This window comes from Cryobacterium sp. TMB1-7, from assembly GCF_004402435.1.
In the GTDB taxonomy this organism is placed as follows: Bacteria; Actinomycetota; Actinomycetes; order Actinomycetales; family Microbacteriaceae; genus Cryobacterium; species Cryobacterium zongtaii.
Genome location: NZ_SOFZ01000016.1, coordinates 189,557 through 211,616, shown reverse-complemented (window position 1 = coordinate 211,616; position 22,060 = coordinate 189,557). Strand labels below are relative to the sequence as shown.

At 69.2% G+C, this 22,060-nt stretch carries 21 protein-coding genes; 17 read left to right on the top strand and 4 right to left on the bottom strand.

Features of this window, described 5'->3' with window-relative positions; translation table 11 throughout:
- Positions 1-48 precede the first annotated feature (48 nt).
- Positions 49-1,257: an MFS transporter gene (locus E3O60_RS06365; RefSeq protein WP_134497525.1), complete on the bottom strand. Its 1,209-nt coding sequence runs from the start codon at positions 1,255-1,257 to the stop codon at positions 49-51.
- 71 nt (positions 1,258-1,328) lie between these two features.
- Between E3O60_RS06365 and E3O60_RS06360 the strand changes: the two genes are divergently transcribed.
- The gene (locus E3O60_RS06360; RefSeq protein WP_088456981.1) at positions 1,329-2,216 is read left to right on the top strand and encodes a sulfurtransferase; all 888 of its coding nucleotides are present in this window, start codon (positions 1,329-1,331) and stop codon (positions 2,214-2,216) included.
- 203 nt (positions 2,217-2,419) lie between these two features.
- Here E3O60_RS06360 and E3O60_RS06355 read toward each other — a convergent pair whose 3' ends face one another.
- Positions 2,420-3,286 (bottom strand): PhzF family phenazine biosynthesis protein, encoded by an 867-nt coding sequence (locus E3O60_RS06355; protein ID WP_134497523.1) that lies wholly within the window; start codon positions 3,284-3,286, stop codon positions 2,420-2,422.
- Positions 3,287-3,342: 56 nt separating this feature from the next.
- Here E3O60_RS06355 and E3O60_RS06350 point away from each other — a divergent pair, with 56 nt between their 5' ends.
- The 8 genes from E3O60_RS06350 to E3O60_RS06315 all read left to right on the top strand — a co-directional run bounded on the left by E3O60_RS06350 (position 3,343) and on the right by E3O60_RS06315 (position 11,526).
- The gene (locus tag E3O60_RS06350) at positions 3,343-4,422 is read left to right on the top strand and encodes an iron ABC transporter permease (protein ID WP_088456979.1); all 1,080 of its coding nucleotides are present in this window, start codon (positions 3,343-3,345) and stop codon (positions 4,420-4,422) included.
- On the top strand, positions 4,419-5,486 hold the full coding sequence (locus E3O60_RS06345; protein WP_240632250.1) for an iron chelate uptake ABC transporter family permease subunit: 1,068 nt from the start codon (positions 4,419-4,421) through the stop codon (positions 5,484-5,486). Before E3O60_RS06350 ends, E3O60_RS06345 begins: the two co-directional genes overlap by 4 nt.
- Positions 5,486-6,352, top strand: coding sequence for an ABC transporter ATP-binding protein (locus E3O60_RS06340; RefSeq protein ID WP_088456978.1), 867 nt, complete (start codon positions 5,486-5,488; stop codon positions 6,350-6,352). The genes E3O60_RS06345 and E3O60_RS06340 overlap by 1 nt, the downstream gene beginning before the upstream one ends.
- 69 nt (positions 6,353-6,421) lie before the next feature.
- The gene (locus E3O60_RS06335) at positions 6,422-7,450 is read left to right on the top strand and encodes an iron-siderophore ABC transporter substrate-binding protein (protein ID WP_134497521.1); all 1,029 of its coding nucleotides are present in this window, start codon (positions 6,422-6,424) and stop codon (positions 7,448-7,450) included.
- Between the two features lie 226 nt (positions 7,451-7,676).
- Entirely contained in the window at positions 7,677-8,573 is an 897-nt protein-coding gene (locus tag E3O60_RS06330) for an ABC transporter substrate-binding protein (RefSeq protein ID WP_134497519.1), read from the top strand.
- Between the two features lie 218 nt (positions 8,574-8,791).
- Positions 8,792-9,688: an ABC transporter substrate-binding protein gene (locus tag E3O60_RS06325; RefSeq protein ID WP_088456975.1), complete on the top strand. Its 897-nt coding sequence runs from the start codon at positions 8,792-8,794 to the stop codon at positions 9,686-9,688.
- A 3-nt stretch (positions 9,689-9,691) separates the two neighbouring features.
- Positions 9,692-10,732: an amino acid ABC transporter permease gene (locus tag E3O60_RS06320; RefSeq protein WP_088456974.1), complete on the top strand. Its 1,041-nt coding sequence runs from the start codon at positions 9,692-9,694 to the stop codon at positions 10,730-10,732.
- Between the two features lie 41 nt (positions 10,733-10,773).
- Positions 10,774-11,526, top strand: coding sequence for an amino acid ABC transporter ATP-binding protein (locus E3O60_RS06315; RefSeq protein WP_133159708.1), 753 nt, complete (start codon positions 10,774-10,776; stop codon positions 11,524-11,526).
- Between the two features lie 67 nt (positions 11,527-11,593).
- On the opposite strand, the gene E3O60_RS06310 is transcribed toward E3O60_RS06315, so the two are convergent.
- Positions 11,594-11,971, bottom strand: coding sequence for a DoxX family protein (locus E3O60_RS06310; RefSeq protein WP_088456972.1), 378 nt, complete (start codon positions 11,969-11,971; stop codon positions 11,594-11,596).
- A 128-nt stretch (positions 11,972-12,099) separates the two neighbouring features.
- Between E3O60_RS06310 and E3O60_RS06305 the strand changes: the two genes are divergently transcribed.
- Positions 12,100-12,579, top strand: a complete 480-nt coding sequence (locus E3O60_RS06305) for a MarR family winged helix-turn-helix transcriptional regulator (RefSeq protein ID WP_088456971.1) — start codon at positions 12,100-12,102, stop codon at positions 12,577-12,579.
- A gap of 185 nt (positions 12,580-12,764) precedes the next feature.
- Here the strand turns inward: E3O60_RS06305 and hrpA are convergent, their stop codons facing one another.
- Positions 12,765-16,754, bottom strand: coding sequence for an ATP-dependent RNA helicase HrpA (gene hrpA, locus E3O60_RS06300; RefSeq protein ID WP_134497517.1), 3,990 nt, complete (start codon positions 16,752-16,754; stop codon positions 12,765-12,767).
- A 154-nt stretch (positions 16,755-16,908) separates the two neighbouring features.
- Here hrpA and E3O60_RS06295 point away from each other — a divergent pair, with 154 nt between their 5' ends.
- From E3O60_RS06295 to pnuC, 7 genes are all read left to right on the top strand, one after another.
- Complete coding sequence (locus E3O60_RS06295) at positions 16,909-17,496, top strand: hypothetical protein (protein WP_134497515.1); 588 nt, start codon at positions 16,909-16,911, stop codon at positions 17,494-17,496.
- The gene (locus tag E3O60_RS06290) at positions 17,496-17,792 is read left to right on the top strand and encodes a transcriptional regulator (protein ID WP_088456968.1); all 297 of its coding nucleotides are present in this window, start codon (positions 17,496-17,498) and stop codon (positions 17,790-17,792) included. Before E3O60_RS06295 ends, E3O60_RS06290 begins: the two co-directional genes overlap by 1 nt.
- Entirely contained in the window at positions 17,789-18,703 is a 915-nt protein-coding gene (locus tag E3O60_RS06285) for an ABC transporter ATP-binding protein (RefSeq protein ID WP_088456967.1), read from the top strand. Before E3O60_RS06290 ends, E3O60_RS06285 begins: the two co-directional genes overlap by 4 nt.
- The gene (locus E3O60_RS06280; protein WP_240632249.1) at positions 18,700-19,527 is read left to right on the top strand and encodes an ABC transporter permease; all 828 of its coding nucleotides are present in this window, start codon (positions 18,700-18,702) and stop codon (positions 19,525-19,527) included. Before E3O60_RS06285 ends, E3O60_RS06280 begins: the two co-directional genes overlap by 4 nt.
- Positions 19,528-19,616: 89 nt before the next feature.
- Complete coding sequence (locus E3O60_RS06275; protein WP_088456966.1) at positions 19,617-20,450, top strand: aldo/keto reductase; 834 nt, start codon at positions 19,617-19,619, stop codon at positions 20,448-20,450.
- A 251-nt stretch (positions 20,451-20,701) separates the two neighbouring features.
- Positions 20,702-21,283 carry an FMN reductase gene (gene msuE / locus E3O60_RS06270; protein ID WP_088456965.1) on the top strand — a complete coding sequence of 194 codons (582 nt, stop codon included), beginning with the start codon at positions 20,702-20,704 and terminating at the stop codon, positions 21,281-21,283.
- Between the two features lie 89 nt (positions 21,284-21,372).
- Positions 21,373-22,038, top strand: a complete 666-nt coding sequence (gene pnuC, locus E3O60_RS06265; RefSeq protein WP_088456964.1) for a nicotinamide riboside transporter PnuC — start codon at positions 21,373-21,375, stop codon at positions 22,036-22,038.
- Positions 22,039-22,060: the final 22 nt, after the last annotated feature.

Sequence of the window (22,060 nt, the reverse complement as noted above, 5' to 3'; positions counted from 1 at the left end):
GAGTCTCTAGGGGCTCAAATCACAGTTCGCGAGGGAGGGAGAGGGAGGTCAGGAGACCTGGATGCTGATCGGCTCGGTGTCGGGGATCGGGCTCGCGTCGCGTCCGCGCAGGTCGGGGTGCCAGCGGCGGCCGAGCGCGGGGATGATCGTACCCAGCGCCGCGAACCCGGCGGCCACGTAGATGGCCGCAGCCGCCCCGGAGTGGTCGATCGCGAACCCGGCCAGGGCCGAGCCGAGTGCCGCGCCGATGAGCTGGCCGGTGCCGATCCAGCCGTACGCCTCGGCGGTGTCGCTGAACTTCACGCTCGCCGAGACGATGCCGAACAGCACCGCGAACGCGGGCGCGATGCCGATGCCGGCCAGGACGAGGGCCCCGGAGAGCCACCAGAAGTTCATCCACAGGCTGGCCAGGGCCAGGCCGCAGGTGACGATGAGCATCCGCGATGCCAGCGCCCACGGCCCGATCGGCAGGTGGCCCAGGGCGAGACCGCCGATGAGCGACCCGATGGCGAAGATGCCGAGCACCCAGCCGGCGTTGGCGCTGCCGTGGCCGAAGACGGCCACCACCCCCGCCTCCAGGGCGGAGCAGGCCGCGAGGAGCATGAAGCCGACGATGGTGCTCAGCAGCACCGCCGGCTTCTTGAGCACAACGCCGAGCTTGCGCCGGCTGCGGGGGATGCGCACCCGTCCGACCTCGGGCAGGACCACGAACCAGATGCCCCCGGCCACGAGGAAGAACGCGGCCAGCAGGATGCCCGCTATGCTGCTGACCTGGATGGACACGAAGGTGGCGATGACGGGGCCGAGCACCCAGATGATCTCCTGCGCGGAAGCATCCAGGGAGAACAGCGGCGTGAGCTGGCGGGAGTTGACCACCTTGGGGTAAATGGTGCGCACGGCGGGCTGGATGGGTGGCATCGACAGCCCGGCGATGAAGCCGACGATCATCAGCCCCACCACGGGCAGTGGCACCAGGGCCATCGTGACGATCGCGGCGGTGCAGATCACCATGGTGGTGATCAGGACCGGGCGCATGCCCAGGCGGCCCATCAGCCGGGACGTGAGCGGGCCGGCGATGCCCTGGCCGATGCTCATGGCGGCCAGAACCAGGCCGGCGGCGGCGTAGGAGTCGAAGAGTTTTTCGATGTGGATGAGGAACGCCAGCGAGAGCATCCCGAACGGGAATCGGGCGGTGAGCTGGGCTGCGATGAGTCGGGCCACGCCGGGGGTTTTCAGAAGGGTCCAGTAGCTGCTCACAACCGTCTAGTCTATGGCCGAGGCGAGCTTCCCAGCGCAGCGGGGGTTATCCGCCCGGCTAACGTGAACGGGTGCACACATTGATTTCGGCGGCCGATCTGGCCGCGTTCCTCGTCGTCGGCCCGGCTCCACGTATCCTCGACGTGCGGTGGAAGCTCGGCGGCCCTCCAGGCCGTGCCGAGTTCCGCCGTGGGCACCTGCCCGGCGCCGTGTATGTGGACCTGGACTCCGAATTGGCGGGACACGGCGAGCCGGCCGACGGCCGGCATCCGCTGCCCGCACCGGCCGACCTGCAGGCCGCCGCGCGCGGCTGGGGTCTGAATGACGGCGACACCGTCGTGGTGTACGACGACCTGGGCAACATGTCGGCCGCCCGCGCCTGGTGGCTGCTGCGCCACGCCGGGGTGCGTGACGTGCGTCTGCTCGACGGCGGCCTGGCCGCCTGGCGCGCCGCCGGGCTACCGGTGGTGGCGGGGGAGGAGCCGGTGCCGGCCGGTTCGGTGACACTGACCCTCGGCGCCCTGCCTGTGCTCGACGCCGATGCCGCGGCCGCGCTCGCGCAGGACGGCGTGCTGCTGGACGCACGGGCCGCCGAACGCTACCGGGGCGACATCGAACCGATCGACCCGCGCGCCGGCCACATCCCGGGCGCGGTGAGCGCTCCGACGGGCGGCAACCTGGATGCTGAGGGGCGGTTCCTGCCGGCGGCGGAGCTGCGGGCCCGGTTCGAGGCGCTCGGGGTGCCCGGCCGGGAGGCTGGCGGTGGACCGGAGACGCCCGGCTACGACGTGGGCGTGTACTGCGGCTCCGGCGTGACGGCCGCGCACCAGGCGGTGGCGCTCACCCTCGCCGGGTTCACTCCGGCGCTCTACCCCGGCTCCTGGTCGCAGTGGTCGAACCTGCCCGGCCGGCCGGTTGCGACCGGGGACGCGCCCGGCGGGACATCCGCCCGCGGGTAGATCCCTCTCGCCGGTTCGGCAGCGTCGCGGCCCGGTTTGGTCCTGGCGGCCCGCAGTACCTCCGGCGGCACGTGTTACACCGCGTGCCGCCGGGGCTGGCGCGTGCCGCGAGGGCTGGCGCGTGCCGCGAGGGCTGGCGCGTGCCGCGAGGGCTGGCGCGTGCTGCGAGGGCTGGCGCGTGCCGGGGCTGTCCCGCCGCGCGGCTAGGCGATCCGGGTCGCGGTACCGCTCACCACGATGCCGCCGGCGACGGGCACGTCCACGAGCAGCAGGCTCGGCCGGTTCACGTGCCGGCCCTGGTGGATGACCACCCGCGCCGGCGGCATCACCAGCCCGAGCTCGCGCAGGTAGCCGCCCACCGCGGCGGCGGCCGAGCCGGTGGCCGGGTCTTCGCTGAGAGTGCCGACCGGGAACAGGTTGCGTGCCTCGAACTCGCCGACGCCCAGAACCGACAGGGTGGTGACGGTGCCCGCCCAGCCGTGGGCATCCATCAGACGGCGCATGGCCGCCGGGTCGAAGGTGAAGGCGTCGAACCCGGCCTGATCGGCGAAGACCAGCACCGGATGCCAGTTGCCCGCGAAGGCCTGCAACGGCGGGTACTCCGGATGCAGCGCCGCAACCGAGACGCCGAGCAGCCCGAGCAGTTCGGTCAGCACCTCGGGCGCGATGGCCCGCACCTCGGGCTCAACGCTGGTGAAGGATGCGGCCAGGCCGGCATCCGTGGTGCGGGTCTCGATGATGATGGTGCCGACGCTGGTGTCGAACGTGAACGGGCCGACACCGTCCCGGCCGGCCAGCGCCACGGCCGTGGCGATGGTCGCGTGCCCGCAGAACGGCACCTCGGCGACGGGGGAGAAGTAGCGCAGCCGGCTTCTGCGCGGATCGCCGTCCACCCCCGGCACCGTGATGAACGCGGTTTCGGCGTAGCCGACCTCGGCGGCGGCGGCCTGCATCGCCGCGTCGTCGAGGCCGCTCGCGTCGAGCACGATGCCGGCCGGATTTCCCCCGCCCGCCGCATGGGTGAGGGTCGGATCGGTGAAGGCGGCGAAACGCAGCACGGGCACGGTCATGGGTTCATACTGCCAGCGTCGGTGACTGCTCAGGTCGAGGCTGTCATACTTAGGTAATGCTTACCTCAGCGGCTCCGGGGGCGGGTGCGCCTGCCCGCGGCTCTGTCGTGCCCGCGGCCGGGAACGAGCTGCGGGTACCGCGCCGCCGTCAGCTCGTCGGACTGGGCATTGCCGTGCTCCTGTTGGCACTCGCCGTGGCCGCCTCCCTCGTGGTGGGCAGCCGGTCGATCCCGCTGGGCACCGTGCTCGAGGCGCTGCTGCGCCCCGACCTCGGCATCACCGACCACACCGTGGTGCTCGACCTGCGGGTGCCACGCACCGCCATCGGCCTACTCGCCGGCCTCGCACTGGGCCTGGCCGGCGCCCTCATGCAGGGCATCACCCGCAACCCGCTCGCCGACCCCGGCCTTCTCGGCGTCAACGCCGGCGCCTCGCTCTTCGTCGTCGCCGGAATCGCCTGGTTCGGCGTCACCTCGGCGCTCGGCTACGTCTGGTTCGCCTTCGCCGGCGCGTTCGTGGCTGCCGTGATCGTCTACGTGGTCGGCTCGCTCGGCCGCGAGGGCGCCACCCCGGTCAAACTGGCGCTGGCCGGCACCGCGCTCACAGCCTCACTCACCTCGCTGATCACCATCGTGCTGCTCAGCGACCCGGCCGCCTTCGACAAGTACCGGTTCTGGTCGGCCGGCTCCCTCGTGGCCCGCGACCTCGGCTCCACCCTGCAGCTGGCCCCGTTCATCGGCCTCGGGGTGCTGCTCTGCCTGCTGGCCGGGCGGATGCTCAACGCGCTCGCCCTGGGCGACGACCTGGCCCGCGGGCTCGGCCAGAACCTCGTAGCGGCCCGCATCGTCTGCGCCGTCGCCGTGGTGCTGCTTTGCGGCTCCGCCACCGCCATGGCCGGACCGATCGTGTTCGTGGGCCTGGCCGTGCCGCACATCGCCCGCCGTTTCACCGGCCCGGACTACCGCTGGATCCTGCTCTACTCCGCGGTGCTCGGCCCGGTGCTGTTGCTGGCCGCCGATGTGCTCGGCCGGGTCATCGCCCGGCCCGGCGAGATCGAGGCCGGCCTGGTCGTCGCGTTCCTCGGCGCCCCGATGCTCATCGCCCTGGTGCGCCGCGTGAAGCTGGCCGGTCTGTGAGCGCCACCGTGACGACATCCACCCGGGCCGTAGCGGATGCCGCCCCGCTCGCGCTGGCCCGCACCCTGCGGCACCGCCGGGAACGCCGCATCGTGCTGGTCCTGGCCGTGCTGGTACTGCTGGTCGCCGCGATGAGCCTGATGGTGGGCGCATACAACCTCAGCGTGCCCGACCTGCTGCGCACCCTGGTGGGCCAGGGGTCCAGCAGCGAGAACTTCATAGTGTTCAAGCTGCGGCTGCCTCGGCTGACCCTGGCGGTCCTCGTCGGCGTGGCCTTCGCGATCTCCGGCGGGCTGTTCCAGACGGTGCTACGCAACCCCCTGGCCAGCCCCGACATCATCGGCGTCACCGGTGGTGCCAGCGCCGCGGCCGTGTTCGGCATGCTCGTGCTGGGCCTGGGCAGTGTCGCCACCTCGTTCATGGCGTTCGCCGGCGCCATGGTCGTGGCCGCCGCCATCTACCTGCTCGCCTGGCGCGGCGGCGTCGTCGGCTACAGGTTCGTGCTCATCGGTGTGGGCGTCGCGTTCATGGTGCAGGGCCTGCTCGGCTACCTGCTCTCCCGAGCCGACCTCCGCAACGCGCAGGACGCCCTCACCTGGCTGGTCGGCAGCGTCAGCGGCGCCCGCTGGTCCGAGATCGCGGTCCTCGCCGGGTTCCTGGCGGTGCTGCTGCCGGCCATCGGGCTGCTCGCCGGGCGGATGCGGATGCTGCAGCTGGGCGACGACACCGCCAGCAGCCTCGGCGTGCGCGCCGAACGCTCCCGGCTGGCCCTGCTCGTAACGGCCGTGGCCCTCGCGGCCCTCGCCACCGCGTTCGTGGGTCCGCTCGCGTTCATCGCCTTCGTCTCGGCACCCATCGCCCGACGCCTCGTCGGCACCGGCAGTCTGGCCCTGCTACCGGCGGCCCTGATCGGCGTGCTGATCACCACCGTCGCGGACTTCACCGCCCAGCACCTGCTGCCGGGCTCACTCGAACTGCCGGCCGGCATCATCACCGGCGCGATCGGCGCCCCCTACCTGCTCTGGCTGCTCGCCACCCAGAACCGAATCGGAAAGGGCGCCTGATGCCCCAGCCCACCGGCCAGCCCATCGCTCAGCCCGCCGCCCCGCACGCCGCCGAGTCGGCCGCATCCGCTCGCCACGCCCTCACCGCCACCGGCCTCAGCCTCGGCTACGACGGCACCCGCATCGTAGACAACCTCGACCTCGCCATCGAACCCGGCGCGATCACCGTGATCGTCGGCGCCAACGCGTCCGGCAAGTCCACGCTGCTGCGCGGCCTCGCCCGGCTGCTGCCGCCGCAGGCCGGCACCGTCACCCTCGACGGCCGGAACATCGCCGGCCTGCCCAGCCGTCAGGTCGCCACCGTCGTGGGCCTGCTGCCCCAGCAGCCCATCGCCCCGGAGGGCATCGGCGTGGCCGACCTCGTCGGCCGCGGCCGGTACCCGCACCAGGGCTGGTTCCGGCACTGGTCGAGCACCGACGACGCCATCGTCGCCCAGGCCATGGCCGCCACCCAGACCCTCGAGCTGGCCTCCCGGCGCATGGAGGAACTCTCCGGCGGGCAGCGTCAACGCGTCTGGATCGCCATGGCGCTCGCGCAGAAACCCGACATCCTGCTGCTGGACGAACCCACCACCTTCCTCGACGTCACCCACCAGGTGGAGGTGCTCGACCTGCTGCACGAGCTCAACCACGAGCAGGGCACCACGGTGGTGATGGTGCTGCACGATCTGAACCTGGCCGCCCGATACGCCGACAGGCTTGTCGTCATGCGGCACGGGCGCATCATCGCCGAGGGCCCCCCGGCCGAAGTGCTCACCGAGGCGGTCGTGCTCGAGGCCTTCGGGCTCACCGCCCACGTCATCGCCGACCCGGTCTGCGGCTCACCCCTGGTTGTGCCCATCGGACGGTTCCACGGAAGCGTCTGACCCGCTATATTAGGTGAGGCTACCCTAAACATCGGCGGTCATTTCCGCCCCTCAGAACCGGAGTTACCTGTGCCCAGACGTCTGACCACCGTGCTCGCCGCCACCGCGGCCATCGCCGCCCTCACGCTCAGCGGATGCTCCGCCTCCGACTCCGACGGCGACGCCGGTTCGGATGCCGCGGCCGGCGGCGCGTTCCCCGTCACCATCGAGCACGCCTTCGGTGAGACCACCATCGACGCCGAGCCCACCCGCGTGGTCACCTGGGGCTGGGGTAGCGCCGACGACGCCATCGCCCTGGGCGTCGTGCCCGTCGCCATCCCCTTCCAGGCCTACGGCGGCGACGAGAACGGTGTGCTGCCGTGGATCGCCGACGCCCTGGACGAGCAGGGCGCAGACGTTCCCACCGTGCTCTCCGACTCCACCGAACCCCCCTTCGAGGAGATCGCGGCCGCCGCGCCCGACGTGATCCTCGCCGCGTACTCCGGCATCACCGAGGAACAGTACGAACTGCTCAGCGACATCGCCCCGGTCGTGGCCTACCCCGACGAGCCCTGGTCCACCGACTGGCGCGAGCTGATCGAGATCACCGGCACGGCCCTGGGCAAGTCCGACGAGGCCACCACCCTGCTCGCCGACATCGACGACACGATCGCCGAGAAGGCCGCGGCGCATCCGGAGTTCGACGGCAAGACCGTCGCCCTGACCTCCGACACCGCCGGCGTGTTCTACGTCTACACGGATGCTGACCCGCGCGTGACCTTCGCCACCGAGCTCGGCTTTGAGAGCGCCCCCAGCGTCGCCGAACTCGCCAACGGCGAGTCCGACTTCTTCTACACGATCAGCTACGAGCAGCTCGACAAGCTCACCAGCGACGTGATCGTCAACTTCGCCGCCACCCAGGAGGAATCCGACGCGTTCCTGAACGCCGGCTACGCGCAGGTCATGCCGCAGGTGCAGAACAAGGCAGTGGCGTCGCCGGTCGGCGCGGCCTTCGTCGCCTCGGTCTCCCCGCCCACCGGTCTCTCGCTCACCTGGGGCATCGACGACTACGTCGCCCAGCTCTCGGTGGCCGCGTTGGCCGCCGACGCCGCGAAGTAATCGCGGACGGTAGCGAGGGCGACCGGGAGCGAGGGCAGCCTGGAGCACGGGCTGTCCGGAGCACGGTAACCTTGACCTGCCTCCGTTTCGACTGATTTCGAAGCCGAGATCGTACGAGCCGTACCCCAGCGCAGGGGTGTCTCAGGTTCACTCCAGTCGTACAATCCACGGAGCGCTCAGTCGACTCGATCCTGTGAAGCGTCGAGACCCAGGAAAAGGTTGTGCCATGCGCGCTAGATACGTATTCCCCGCCCTCGCTGCCGTGGCGGCACTGATGCTCACCGGATGCGTCGACAATTCGACTCCGGCGGAGTCCGGGTCACCCGAGGGCAGTGCCGCTGCGATCACGAAAGACGACGCGGCAGCGGCACTGGTCCCGGCTGAGGTGGCCGATCGTGGCACCCTGCTCATCGGAACCGAACCGACCTACGCGCCGAACGAGTTCAAGAACGAGGCCGGCGACCCGATCGGCTGGGACATCGAGCTCGCCGCCGGCATCGCCGCCAAGCTCGGCCTGACGCCGACGTTCCAGGTCGCGAAGTTCGACAACATCATCCCGAGCGTGGCCGGCGGCAAGGCCGACATCGGAGCATCCTCGTTCACCTACACCCCGGAGCGCGCGGAGCAGGTCGACTTCGTCACCTACTACAACGCCGGCATCCAGTGGGCGTCGGTGACGGGCACTGACGTCGACCCTGACAACGCCTGCGGCCTGAAGGTGGCCGTGCAGACCGCCACCTTCGAGGACACCGATGAGGTGCCCGCCAAGAGCGAGGCCTGCGTTGCCGCCGGCAAGCCGCCGATCGACAAGCTGAAGTTCGACACCCAGGCCGACGTCGCCAACGCTGTCGTGCTCGGCCAGGCCGACGCACTCAGCGCCGACTCCCCGGTCTCGCTGTACGCGATCGCCCAGACCGGCGACAAGTTGCAGCCGGCCGGCGTCACCTTCGATGAGGCCCCGTACGGCATGGTCGTCGCCAAGGGTTCCGAACTCACCGCCGCCGTGCAGTCCGCCCTGCAGTCGATGGTGGATGACGGCAGCTACACGGCCATCCTCGATGCCTGGGGTGTCACGGACGGTGGCGTGGACGAGATCACGATCAACGCAGCCGCGAACGGCTGATCCCCTAAGTTCTCGCTGACCTGGGGCATCGACGACTCCGCCGGAGTGCCACTGCGCAGGACCCACTAGCCTTGACAGGCGTCGTTTGGGCTGTTCCCGAACCGATATCGCCAGGCCGTTCCCCCAGCGCAGGGGTGTATTAGGCTCACAGCAGTCGTACCGTCCACTGCCATTCAGTCGATCCGACACCTCGACGCCCCAATGAAGAAGGTCGTGCCATGCGCGCTAGATACGTACTTCCCGCCCTCGCCGCCGCCGCCGCGCTGATGCTGACCGGCTGCGTTGACAACTCGACGCCCGCGACCAGCGGCTCCGACGCCAGCAGCGCTCCCACGCTCGAGGTCGACGACGCGGCCGCAGCCCTGGTGCCCGCCGAGGTCGCCGACACCGGCACCCTCGTCATCGGCACCGACCCGACCTACGCGCCGAACGAGTTCAAGAACGAGGCCGGCGAGCCGATCGGCTGGGGTGTGGAAATCGCCAGTGGCATCGCCGCCAAGCTCGGCCTCGAGCCGGAGTTCCAGGTCGCCAAGTTCGACAACATCATCCCGAGCGTCACCGGCGGCAAGGCCGACATCGGTTCGTCCTCGTTCACCGACACCGTCGAGCGGCAGCAGCAGGTCGACTTCGTCAACTACTACACCGCGGGCATCCAGTGGGCCTCTGCGGCGGGTAAGGATGTCGACCCCAACAACGCCTGCGGCCTGAAGGTCGCCGTGCAGGCCACCACCTTCGAGGACACCGACGAGGTGCCCGCCAAGAGCGACGCCTGCGTGGCCGCCGGCAAGCCCCCGATCGACAAGCTCAAGTTCGACACCCAGGATGCCGCGACCAACGCGGTCGTGCTCGGCCAGGCCGACGCGCTCAGTGCCGACTCCCCGGTCACCCTGTACGCGATCTCCCAGACCGACGGCAAGCTGCAGCTGGCCGGCGAGACCTTCGATGTGGCCCCGTACGGCATGGTCGTGGCCAAGGGCTCCGAGCTCACCGTGGCCGTGCAGGCCGCGCTGCAGTCCATGGTCGACGACGGCAGCTATCAGGCGATCCTCGACGAGTGGGGCGTTGCCGACGGCGGCATCGATGAAATCACAATCAACGCAGGCGCGAACGGATAACCCATGAGTACCACGCACCCGTCCGGCCCGGCGGCGGGCTCGAGCCCGCCGCCGCGAGACGCCGTATCCACCTCGGAGCCGATCAAGGCCATCCGGCTGCGACACCCGTGGCGTGTGGTGTTCGCCGTGTTGCTTATGGCGATCTTCGCTCTTTTCGTCATCGACGCGGCGTTCCGCCCGGCGTACGACTGGCCGGCGGTGGGCAAGTACCTCTTCGACCGGCGCATCTCGATGGCCGCCCTGGTGACGATCCAGCTGACGGTGTTCTCGATGGTGATCGCGATCATCCTCGGCGTGATCCTGGCCGTGATGCGGCTCTCACCCAACCCGGTGGTCAAGAGCGTGGCCTGGTTCTACCTGTGGATCTTCCGCGGCACCCCGGTTTACGTGCAGCTGACCATCTGGGGCCTGATCTCGCTGATCTACACGAGCATCGATATCGGTATTCCCTTCATGGACCCCTGGGTCTCGTTCAGCACCAACGCAGCACTGAACACCTTCACCCTGGCCATCATCGGGCTGGCGTTGAACGAAGCCGCGTACATGGCCGAGATCGTGCGCGCCGGCCTGCTCTCGGTCGACAAGGGCCAGGAAGAGGCCTCGATCGCTCTCGGTATGAGCTGGTCGCAGACGATGACCAGGGTCATCCTGCCGCAGTCGATGCGGGTGATCATCCCGCCGACCGGCAATGAGGTCATCTCGATGCTGAAGACCACCTCCCTGGTCACGGCGGTGCCGTTCAGCCTGGAACTGTTCACGAGGTCGCGAGACATCTCGGCGGAGACCTTCAACCCGATCCCACTGCTGATCGTCGCGTCGATCTGGTATCTGTTCTTCACCTCGATCCTGATGGTCGGCCAGTACTTCCTCGAGAAGCGCTTCTCCCGCGGAGTGGGCGACCGGCAGACCGACAAGAGCGACCCGGCGCCCAGCACGGGCGCGATCACCGGTGTGGTACCCGTGATCGGGTCGGGCCAGCCCACCGTGGTGCTGCCGCCGAAGACGGATGCGTCGGGCACGATCGGCGACGGAGGAGCACGATGAGCGCGACGACAGTGGGGCCCGCGACAACCGTTGACGTGCCGATGGTGCTGGCCGAGCAGGTCACCAAGAGCTTCGGCTCGAATGAGGTGCTCAAGGGCATTACCCTCGAGGTCAAGCGCGGCGAGGTGATGTGCCTGGTCGGGCCGAGTGGTTCGGGCAAGTCCACGTTCCTGCGCTGCATCAACCACCTCGAGGTGCTTTCGGCCGGTCGGCTGAGCGTGGACGGTGAGCTGATCGGCTACCGCGAGTCCAACGGCAAGCTTTACGAGATGGCGCCCAAGGAAGCATCGAAGCAGCGCCGGGACATCGGCATGGTGTTCCAGCGGTTCAACCTGTTCCCGCACATGACTGCGCTGCAGAACGTGATGGAAGCGCCGCTGCGGGTCAAGGGACTGCCCAAGGCGAAGGTGGAGTCGACCGCGCGCGACCTGCTGGCCCGGGTGGGCCTGGCCGACCGCGCCGACTACTACCCCGCGCACCTCTCCGGTGGCCAGCAGCAGCGGGTGGCGATCGCCAGGGCGCTGGCGATGGAGCCCAAGCTGATGCTCTTCGACGAGCCCACCAGCGCGCTGGACCCGGAGCTCGTCGGCGAGGTGCTCGACGTGATGAAGGGCCTGGCCAAGGAAGGCATGACCATGATCGTGGTGACCCACGAGATGGGCTTTGCCCGCGAGGTCGCCGACTCCCTGGTCTTCATGGACGCCGGTGTCGTGGTCGAGTCCGGTCTCCCGTCGGAGGTCCTGGCCAACCCGCGGCACGCCCGCACCCAGGCGTTCCTCTCCAAGGTGCTCTAGCCTCCCCGAACCGTGAGAAAGGCCCCAGAATCTCGACGATTCTGGGGCCTTTCTCACAGGTCGCGGGCTAAAAAGCGTAGGGGCCGAAGCGGGTGATGGCCACGACGAGAGCGAGGATACCGAGGATCACGCTGGGCATGGTCTCCTTGGCGCCGTCGCCGGCACGCACATGCCAAACCACGGCACCGATCATGATCACGGTCAGGCCGGCCGCGGCGATCGGCACCAGGATCGGGGCGATGCCGGTGACCGCGGGCAGGATCAGGCCGAGGCCGCCGAGCAGCTCGGCGAGACCGACGAGCTTGACGCCGGCATCCGAGTAGTCGTTGGTCCACGCCATGCCGTTGGCGGCCAGCTTGGCGCGCGGTTGTGCGACCTTCATGAGGCCGGCACCGATGAAGGCGACGACGATGACGACGGTGATGATCCAGATGGCGATATTCATGGGAACTCCAGGGTTGGCGTCGGGCCGGAAGCGCCGAACGACGGTTGTTGCGGGGGAAGTAGTTGCTGTGTCAAATAAACTAGCGTGAACTACTTTCGGCGTCAAGTAAATCTGGGTAGAGTGGGCGGATGGACGAACCGGAATGGTTGAACGCTGAGGAGCTGACCGCATGGAAGGCCTTGGCGGAGGTGCTCTTCCTGCTGCCCGCGGCTTTGGAATCGCAGCTCCAGCGGGATGCTGACCTCGCGATGGCGGACTACATGGTGCTGGTGATGCTCTCGGAACGGGACGACCACTGCATGCGCATGAGCGAGCTCGCGGCATCGGCCAGCACCTCGCAATCGCGGCTGTCGCGCATCGTGGCGCGCCTGGAGGCGGCGGGTTACGTCACCCGCGAGATGGCGCCGGATGACCGCCGTGCCGTGCTGGCCACCCTGACGGAGTCGGGTCTGGCCAAACTCGTGGCGGCCGCGCCCGGCCACGTGGCCCAGGTGCGCCGCCTGGTCTTCGACCGGCTGACGCCCGCCCAGGTGCTTTCGCTCACCGACATCGCCCGGGCCCTCGCCCACCCCGACGACCACGCGGCTTGCGACGGCCCGCCTCGCTGAACGAGCTTGTCTGTGGAACGCCCCGCCTCGCTGATCGAGCTTGTCGAGATCCCGTGAGCTGGAGTCTGAACGCAGGTATTGTCACCAGGTCTCGACAAGCTCGACCGGCGGATGGCGCGGGACGCGTGGGCGTCGCGGGGTCTCGACAAGCTCGACCGACGGTGGGGTGCGACTGCGAGACGGCGTTAGGAGGCGAGGACCTTCTGGATGCGCTGGAGGGAGACCGACTCCGCCGCGCGCAGCTCCTGGGCGAAGAGACTGATGCGCAACTCCTCGATCATCCATCTCGCCCGAACCAGGTTGGCCGCTGAGTCGGCGGGCAACGGGATGCGTCCGCCTGCGTCCGCGAAGCGGGCCGTGGCGGACTGCACCTCGTTCATCCAGACCCTGTCGCGGTTGGGGTTGTCCAGCAGCTTGTCGATGCGCGCGCTGATGCCGCCGAGGTAGCGCGGCAGATGCCGCAGCTGGGCCAGGCCGGTTGCGCTGACAAAACCGGGGTAGACCAGCCCGTTCAGCTGCTCGCGGGCATCCGTGAGCGCGGCAAGCAGGGCCATGCTGGTGGAGGCCTTGAGCGCTTTGTCCGCGGCGCGGGACGCCGTGAGGATGCGGGCGACGAGCCCGACGGTCTCGAACATCGAGTCCATCACCACGCCGGAGACCCTGTCGCGGATGGTGTCGAACTCGGCCTTCATGAAGACCTGGCCGTCGGGCCGCACCCTGTAGAGCACGTCGTCGACGGCGGCCGCGAGGCAGTCGTCGAACAGGGCCTGGGTGGAGCGGTAGGGGCTGGTGGCCAGCGAGAGCTTCTCGCCGCCCTTGAGGTGCTGCTGCACGTACGCCACCGGCGACGCGGTCGCCAACAGCAGCAGCCGGCGCACCCCGCCGGGCAGGGTGCGGGCCTGCTCCTCGGCGGTGCTCATCATGCGGATGCTCACTGACGTGCCGTCGTCGATCAGGGTGGGGTAGCCGCGAATGGTGTTGTCACCCTGCTTGGTGTCGATGAACCGGGGCAGTTCGATGAAGTCCCAGGTGGTGAGGCCGCTGCGTTCGATGGCGTTCTTGGGTGTGGCGGCCGAGGCCTTGGCCACGGACTCGCGCACCTTGTTGCCCAGGCGCCGCTGGAGCTCGGTGAGGTCCTTGCCGGAGGCGACGGAGCGGCCGCGCTCGTCGACGACCCTGAAGGTCATCCGCAGGTGCGCGGGCACCCTGGAGAGGTCGAAGTCGCGCACGGTGACGGGCACGTAGGTGAGGCGCTGGATGAGGGCGGCGAGGGTTTCGGCGAAGGAGGGGTCGGCGTCCTGGTCGCGATTCGAGGCATGTCCCGGGGTCTCGACAAGCTCGACCGAGGATCGAACCACGCCGGGGGCGGGGGGCAGCTCGGCGAGGAGGCGCACGGCCCAGTCGGCGGCGGGCACCACATTGCGGCGGATGGCCTTGGGCAGCGACCTGATCAGCGAGGTGACCAGGTCGGCGCGGAGGCCCGGCACCTGCCAGTCGAAGCCGGTGGGGGAGACCCGGGCGAGGAGCGCGAGGGGTACCTGCACGGTCACGCCGTCGTCCTCCTCGCCGGGCTCGAACCGGTAACTCAGTGCAAAACGCTGGTCCCGCTGCTGCCAGGCCGGCGGGAAGAGCGATTCGTCGATCTCCGGCGCATCCTCGGGTACGAGCGCCTCGGCGGTCATGGTGAGCAGGTCCGGCGTCTCGGCGCGGGCGACGCGCCACCAGGTTTCGAAGGTGCGGGTGCTGTGCACGTCGGCGGGGATGCGGCGGTGGTAGAACTCGAAGACGGCCTCGTCGTCGAAGAGGATGTCGCGGCGCCGGGTGCGCTCCTCGAGCTCGGCGAGCTCCTTGCGGAGCGCGGTGTTGGCGCGGTCGAACGCGGTGACCCGCTGGTCGACCCGGTCCAGGTCCCACTCGCCGTCGACGAGGGCGTGCCGGATGAACAGCTCGCGGGCGTAGGCCGGGTCCACGCGGGAGAACTGCACGCGGCGGCGCGGCACAATCGGCACCCCGTACAGGGTGACCCGCTCGTAGGCGACCACGGCGCCCTGCTTCTTCTCCCAGTGCGGCTCGGAGTAGCTGCGCTTGCAGAGGTCGCCGGCGAGCTGTTCCGCCCAGGCCGGGTCGACGACGGCGTTCATCCGGGCGAATAGCCGGCTGGTCTCCACCAGCTCGGCGCTCATCACGGCGTTGGGCTGCTTCTTGGCCAGCGCAGAGCCGGGGAACAGCACGAAGCGCTGCTGCCGGGCGCCGATGTAGTCCTTCTTCGCCACGTCCTTCAGGCCGATGTGCGAGAGCAGGCCGGAGAGCATCGACCGGTGGATACCGTCGGGGTTCACACTGGGGTCGCCGATGTGCAGGCCGAGCGGCTTGGCCAGCTGGCGGAGCTGCTTGTAGACGTCCTGCCACTCGCGCACCCGAAGGTAGTTGAGGTACTCGTTCTTGCACAAACGCCGAAAAGCGCTCGAGCCGAGCTCCTTCTGCTGGTTCTCCAGGTAGTTCCAGAGGTTCAGCAGCGACAGGAAATCGCTGGTGGGGTCCGCGAACCGGGCGTGCTTCTCGTCGGCGGACCCGCGGCGCTCCAGCGGTCGCTCGCGCACGTCCTGGATGGTGAGGCCGGCGACGATGGCCATCACCTCGCGGCTGGTGCCCTGCACCTTGGACTCGATCACCATGCGGCCGAACCGGGGATCGATGGGCAACTGGGCGAGCTGCTGGCCCACCCTGGTGAGGGTGTGCGTTCCGGCCGTGACGGCCATCCGCCCGCCCTGCGGCCCACGACCGCCGCGCCCGCGGCCACCATCGCGGCCACTGGAGCGGCCGCCGGCCTGGCTCGGGTCTTCGGTGGGGGTGCCCGTGGGCGCCACGGTGGCCTTGACCGCGCCGAGCTCGGTGAGCAGGTCGAGGCCGTCCTTGATGTTGCGGGAGTCCGGCGGGGTGAGGAACGGGAACTGCGCGATGTCGCCCAGGCCCAGCGAGATCATCTGCAGGATCACCGCGGCGAGGTTGGTGCGCAGGATCTCCGGCTCGGTGTACTCCGGGCGCCGGGTGAAGTCCTCTTCGCTGTACAGCCGGATGGCGATGCCGTCGCTGGTGCGGCCGCTGCGGCCGGAGCGCTGGTTGGCGGAGGCCTGCGCGATGGCCTCGATCGGCAGCCGCTGCACCTTCGAGCGCACGCTGTACCGGCTGATCCGGGCGGTGCCGGCGTCGATGACGTAGCGGATGCCCGGCACGGTGAGGCTGGTCTCGGCCACGTTGGTGGCCAGCACGATGCGGCGCCGCACGCCGGCCACTGTGGAGGGCTGGAACACCCTGTGCTGGTCGGCCGACGAGAGCCGGCCGTACAGCGGCAGCACCTCGGTGGGGCTGGTGCGGTCGCGGGAAGCGAACTTGCCCTGCAGGGCATCGGCCGCGTCGCGGATCTCGGTCTCGCCGGAGAGGAACACCAGCACGTCGCCGTTGGACTCCTGCTCGAGCTCGTCGAGCGCGGCGGAGATGCCCTCGATGTAGTCGCGGTCCACGCTGGGCGCGGCATCCGTGATCTCGTCGTCGTCGTCGATCGCGGCCTCGGCCACCAGCGGGCGATAGCGGATCTCGACAGGGTAGGTGCGGCCGGATACCTCGATGATGGGCGCCGGGGTGCCGTCGGCGGCCGCGAAATGCTTGGCGAAGCTGGCCGGGTCGATGGTGGCGCTGGTGATGATCAGCTTGAGCTCGGGGCGCTGGGGGAGCAGCTGCTGCAGATAGCCGAGCAGGAAGTCGATGTTGAGGCTGCGCTCGTGCGCCTCGTCGATGATGATGGTGTCGTACTTGCGCAGCATCCGGTCGCGGTGGATCTCGTTGAGCAGGATGCCGTCGGTCATCAGCTTGATGCGGGTGTCCGCGCCGACCCGGTCGGTGAACCGCACCTGGTAGCCGACGAGCTCGCCGACCTCCTGGCCGAGCTCCTCGGCGATGCGCTCGGCGATCGTGCGCGCGGCGAGCCGGCGCGGCTGGGTGTGGCCGATCGACTCCCGGCCCAGCTCCAAGCAGATCTTGGGCAGCTGGGTGGTCTTCCCCGATCCGGTCGACCCCGCCACGATCACGACCTGGTTGTCGCGGATGGCGCGCGCGATGTCGTCGCGGCGCTGGCTGATCGGCAACTCGGGCGGGAAGGTGATTTTCACGGGAATCATTAGCCCTCCATAGTATTGCGTCGCGGGGGTACCCCACTTCGGGTCGAACCGTTGTGGAGCAAACTACTTTGTGTTACAAAGTAGACATGGATGACAACAGGACGCCCGTCACCGCCCTCGATGAGCCCCTGGGGACCCGCGCGAGATGCTCGCGATGCTCGAAGAACAACAGCGGCGGGTGGCGGATTCACAGATTGCGCCCGTCGTCTGGCTGTACTTCATCTGGGGGGTCGCCTGGTTCGTTGGCTTCCTTGCCCTCTGGTCGGGCGATGTGGATGGCAACCCGTGGTTCACGATTCCCGCGGGCGTGGCCACGCCGCTGTTCATCGTGCTGCTGGTGATCTCGATCGTGTCCTCCGCCGTGATCGGCCTGCGCATCAACCGCGGCGTTCGCGGCATGTCCAGCTTCTCCGGCGCCGTCTACGGGCTGTCCTGGTCGGTCTGCGGCACCGCCTTCGGGCTGCTCGGCACCGCCCTGATCAGCCACGGCATGTCCACCGACCTCGCCAACCTGTTCTTCCCGTCCGGCTTCGCGCTGATGTGCGGCACCATTTATCTCGGTGGCGCCGCGCTCTGGCGGGACAAATCGCAGCTGGTCCTCGGTCTGGTCATGCTGGTCGTCGGTGCGGCGGCCCCCTTCGCCGGGTCGCCCGGCAACGACCTGGTCTTTGCGCTCGTCGGTGGTGGCGCCTTCCTCGTCACGGCCGCCGTCATGGCCGCGCGCCTGCGCCGGAACCGCTGATGGACGAACTCGACCCGGTGATCCACGCATCCGCCCGGCTGAAGATCACCGCCACCCTGGCGACCCTCGAGGTGGGCGACCAGATCGCCTTTCCCCGGCTGCAGGAGCTGCTCGGTATGACCGCCGGCAACCTGTCCACCCACCTGCGGAAGCTCGAGGACGCGGGCTATGTTGACGTCGTCAAGTCCCACCAGGGCCGCAGCCCGGTCACCTACCTGGCCCTGTCGCGCACCGGCCGGCGCGCGTTCGAAGACTACCGAGAAGCCCTGCGCGGGCTGTTAGGGGAATCCTCATGAGCGTTCTCGCCCGGCTCGATCACGTGACGCGGCGTTTCGGCGACGTGCTCGCCGTCGACGACGTGAGCCTGGACATCCACTCGGGCAGCATCCTGGGCCTGCTCGGGCCCAACGGCGCCGGCAAATCCACCGTGCTCACCATGCTGCAGGGGCTGCGAAGGCCCAGCAGCGGCACGGTGTCGTTGTTCGGTGGGTCGCCGGGCGACTACCGGATGCGCCAGAAGCTCGGTGGCACCCCGCAGGAGACCGCGCTGCCGCCCACGCTGCGGGTGGGTGAGGTGATCGACTTCGTGGGCCGGCACTTCGAGACCCCGCTGTCCACCGCGGCCGTGGCCGAGGAGTTCGGGTTGGCGGAGCTGCTGAAACGGCAGACCGGCGCCCTGTCCGGCGGCCAGAAGCGCCGGCTCAGTGTGGCCCTCGCGTTTGTGGGGCAGCCGCGCCTGGTGCTGCTGGACGAACCGACCACGGGCCTGGACGTGGATGCCCGCCGCACCCTGTGGGACGCCGTGCGACGCCAGCACGAGCGCGGCGCCACCGTGGTGGTGACCAGCCACTACCTCGAGGAGATCGAGGCGCTCGCCGAACGGGTGGTGGTGATGGGGCACGGCCGGGTGATCGCCGACGACACCGTGACCGCCGTGATCAACCAGGTCTCGCTGCGTCAGGTGCGCCTGGTCACCGACCAGCCAGACCGGGTCAACGGGCTGCCCGGAGTGGTGGGCCACGAGCAGGCCGACGACGGCGCGACCACCTTCTACGCGAGCGACAGCGACCGGCTGATCGTGGAACTCGTGCGCTCCGGCATTCCGTTCTCCGGCCTCACCGTTCGTGGCGCCACCCTCGAAGAGGCGTTCCTCACCCTCACCGGGGCGACGGATGCCCCCACCGCCCAGAAGGAGATGAACCGATGAGCACCCACATCCCCGCTCCGGTCGGCGCCACTCCCGGCACGCCCGGCCGCACCCCGGTTCTGGGCGGCCGTACGGGCATCCTTGCCCTCACGCTGCTGCACGCCCGCATCATCCTCGTCGAGACGTTCCGCATCCCGGCCGCCCTGATCGGGTCACTCGTGTTTCCCGGGCTGTCGCTGCTGTTCTTCGTGGTGCCGCAACGCGCCATCGCCGACAACCCGGAGTTCGCCACCCAGGCGGTGATCGCGCTGAGCGTGTTCGCCTTGATGTCGAACTCGCTCTTCAGCTTCGGCCTGAACATCTCGGCCAACCGGGAGCAGCCGTGGGACCCGTACCTGCGCACCTTGCCGGTACCGGGCGTCTCCCGCGTGCTCGGGCAGATCTGCTCGACCGGGCTGATGGGCCTTGCGTCGATCCTGCCGGTGATCGCGATCGGCGCTCTGTTCACCGCGGCGGAGGCATCCATACTGGGCGTTCTCGCGGGGATCGTGGCGCTGGGCATCTCGGCGCTGCCGTTCATGTTCATCGGCATCTCGATCGGCTACTCGATGTCGTCCAAGGCCGCGATCGCCGTGGTGCAGATCGTGATGTTCGGCCTGGCGTTCGCGGGTGGGTTGTTTCTGCCGCCGTACCTCTTCGCGGACTGGCTCGACACCCTGTCGATGTTCCTGCCGTCGCGGCAGGCCCGGGAGTTCGTGATCTGGGCCGTGCAGGGCGGCGAGCTGGAGCCGTGGGTGTGGATCGGCATCCTGGTCTGGACCGCGGGCACCTTCGCCCTGGCCCTGCTGCTCTTCCGCCGCGACGAAGGCCGCCGCTACCACTGAGTCGCAACAGTCAGCCCCGGAGAGCGCGCTGATTACGCTCTCGGCGTGCGTGACGTGCGCGGGCGGTGGCGGTTCCCTAGGCTCAGTGGATGACGAATTCCGTACCCACCATCACCCTGAACGACGGCCACACCATCCCGCAGCTCGGCTTCGGGGTCTTCAAGGTCGATCCGACCGAGACCACCCGCATCGTCACCGACGCCCTCGAGGTGGGCTACCGGCACATCGACACCGCCGCCGTCTACGGCAACGAGGAGGGTGTCGGGCAGGCGCTGGCGTCGTCAGGTATCGACCGCTCGGAACTGTTCGTGACCACGAAGCTGTGGAACGACAAGCAGGGCACCCAGTCGGCGCTGGATGCGTTCGATGAGAGCCTGGAGAAGCTCGGCCTGGACTACGTCGACCTGTACCTCATCCACTGGCCGGCACCGGCGAACGACAAGTTCGTGGAGAGCTGGAAGACGCTCGCGAAGATCCGCGAGTCCGGCCGGGCCCGCTCCATCGGCGTCTCGAACTTCCTCGTGCCGCACCTGGAGCGACTGATCACCGAGACCGACGTCGTGCCGGCGGTCAACCAGATCGAGCTGCACCCCGCCTACCAGCAGACCGAGATCACGGCGTTCGCCCGCGAGCACGGCATCCACATCGAGGCCTGGGGCCCGCTCGGCCAGGGCAAGTACCCGTTGCTCGATGAGGGCGTGGTCACTACCGCGGCCGAGGCGCACGGCAAGACGCCCGCCCAGGTGATCATCCGCTGGCACCTGCAGACCGGCAACATCGTCTTCCCCAAGTCCAACCGCCGCGAGCGGATGGCGGAGAACTTCGACGTCTTCGACTTCGAACTCAGCCACACCGAGCTCGCCACCATCTCGGCGCTCGAGCGCGGCGGCCGCGTCAGCGCGCACCCCAACGAGGTCAACTAGCCTCACCGGGCTCCGCTGACGTGCCGCAAACGGCCCCTTATGCTCGTCGGAGGCGGCCGTTTGCGGCATCTCAGCGGATGACCCTGCGCCCACTTGCGAGAAAGTGCCCCTGTGCAGCGTCCGAAGGGACACTTTGCGGCAACTCGGCACGCACGCGTTGCTTCGCGGGCGGCGGATGCGCACCGGCTCGCGTCTTACGCCGTGTGTCAGCGCGGCTGGCGGCATCCGGCGGCGGCATTTAGCGTCGGAACATGTCGTACACCCTGAACGTCGTCGCCGTTTCCGGCAGCCTGCACGCTCCCTCGAAGACCACCGCCCTGGTGCGGGCGATCCTCGACGCGCTCGAACGCGAGCTCTCGATCCACGTGCACCTGATCGAGCTGAGCCGGGTCGGCCGCGAGTTCAGCGGGGCGCTTCGCCGGGACGAGCTCTCCGCCGCGGCCGAGGACGACCTGCGACGCATCGAGGGCGCCGACCTGCTCATCGTGGCGTCGCCGGTGTACCGGGCCTCCTTCACCGGACTCTTCAAGCACGTCTTCGACTTCGTCGAGCAGTACTCGCTCGTGGACAAGCCGGTGCTGCTGGCCGCGACCGGTGGCAGCGACCGGCACGCGCTGATCCTCGAGCACCAGTTCCGGCCGTTGTTCAGCTTCTTCCAGGCGCTCACCCTGCCGTTGGGGGTGTACGCCAAGGACTCCGACTTCACCGACTACCGGGTGACCAACGCCGAGCTCAACGAGCGCATCGATCAGGCGATTCACCGCGGGCTGCCGCTGGTGCGGGCCAGCCTGCCGGCCAACCTCTCGGCTGATTCGGCCGCCATCGTCTGGTGACGCTCCGGGCGGCCGCGGAATAGACCCGCGCGCAAACGCCTTACATTGGGACGTGCACGGATGCGACCCATCCGGGAGAGAAGTGTCCTGTGTCCCTGATCGATTGGCTCTTTGACGCCCAGCTGCAGATCGGCAGCCAGACCATTCTCTGGCGCGAGATCATCGGCAACGTCTTCGGCATCGCCAGCGCCGTCGGCGGGATGCGCCGCAAGATCTGGGCCTGGCCGGTGGGCATCGTCGGCAACGCCCTGCTGTTCACGGTGTTCCTCGGCGCCGTCTTCGGCACACCCAACCCGGTGAACCTGCTCGGTCAAGCCGGCCGGCAGGTGATGTTCATCATCGTCTCGATCTACGGCTGGGTGCAGTGGTCGCGCAGCCGCTCGGTCGGCACCGTCGCCGTCGCCCCGCACTGGGCCGGCACCCGGGCGCGGGTGGGCCTGGGCATCGGCCTCGTCGCCGGCACGCTAGTGCTCACCCCGATCTTCCGGGCGCTGGGCTCGTTCGAACCAGTCTGGGCCGACGCCTGGATCTTCACCGGGTCGCTGCTGGCCACCTACGGCATGGCCCGCGGTTGGACGGAATTCTGGCTGATCTGGGTGGCCGTGGACATCGTCGGCGTGCCCCTGCTGATCAGCGCCGGCTACTACGCCTCCGCGATCCTTTACCTCTTTTATGGCGCATTCACCATCACCGGCTTCGTGATCTGGACCCGGGTGCAACGCCGCCGCGCGCTCGTGGAGCGGGCCCTGGCCTGATCCCACCCTGCAGCGCCCGCGA